A 1,157-nucleotide genomic window follows, 5' to 3' on the forward strand; every position below is an offset into this window, starting at 1 on the left:
TGGGAGAATGACCATTCAGGCACATTTTCCCTGAAGTATTTCTCCCAGCCATGCTCATACATTTTCATGGTTCGATCACGTCTTTCACGGAACTGAAGATAATGCTCGCCCCGCGTCCAGCCATGCATCATGTTGTTGGCTTTAACACGGTTGGTATAGGCTTCATCGGTTTCACTGAATCGTTGAGGCGTGGTAATGGCAGTACGTTTCACATAGTCAGATTCCGTTTCGCCTGCTTCTCTCCAGCGATTGATCCTGTCAAGACTCCGGCCCAGAGGTCCACCCAGCCATTGAGTGAGCATCTTGTTGTCATTCATGAAGAAGTCGAAAGTGAGGCTTGTTGTCAGAGCCAGTCCGAAGGTTTGAGCATAGGTAAACCGGGATATAAGTCCGTGGACGTATGCTCCGACAGTGGCTATCGGACCCAGCACAAGACCGGCTGTGGCAGATGCCATGGTTTTCACTTTTGCCGGTGTGATCCTGTGTAGCAGCGGTACCTTAACCCCTTGTCCGGAACCCATGGATTTCACCATTTCGGGAACCAGGCGGAAAAGGCTGCGATACCTGTGGGGGTTGGCGTTATATTGTCTGGTAAACAGCATAGAGCCGGTTTTTAGCAGAATGATTGAGGAAGCGGTCCTGCCGAATGGCATTGCCAGTCCACCCAATTCAGAGACTTGTTCAATGCTGCTGTGGTAGGCGTATTGCCTGTTTCGGTTAAAATCGACGCCATAGTGTTCCATCCAGTGCCGGAAAGGTGTCAGTATCCGGTGCAGGTAATCGCCCCTGTTGGTCAGATCCAGAAGGTAGAGGAACGACATGTTTGACAGGGATAGTAAGGTAGCCTCAAGAGTGTTATGGGCCGAAAGCAGAGGTTTGTAGCCTGAGAAATACCAGGTGACCGTCTGTGCCAGGAAGGCTGAAGGTTTGACCCAGTAATCATTGAGCTGCTGCTCAACCGCTACGGCATGAGCCTGCATCAATGTACTATTTATAATTTTGATCAGGTCTGATTCAGACATGCCAGCGGCATTGGCATAAGGTGTCAGGGTATCCTGAATATTGGCCAGGAATGCCAGAGTCCTGCGACCGTTTTCAAAGGCAATATCGTCAAGAACGTAGTTGGCGATGACCGCAGCTGCGTATTCTTTCATGCC

Annotated in this window: 1 protein-coding gene; it reads right to left on the reverse strand. The window is 50.2% G+C overall.

The features are described from left to right. The coding region (locus tag KDK19_RS00820; RefSeq protein WP_257291143.1) for a hypothetical protein at window positions 1-1,157 on the reverse strand (1,157 nt) is incomplete at both ends.

This window comes from Endozoicomonas sp. ONNA1 (genome assembly GCF_024606325.1).
GTDB lineage: Bacteria > Pseudomonadota > Gammaproteobacteria > Pseudomonadales > Endozoicomonadaceae > Endozoicomonas_A.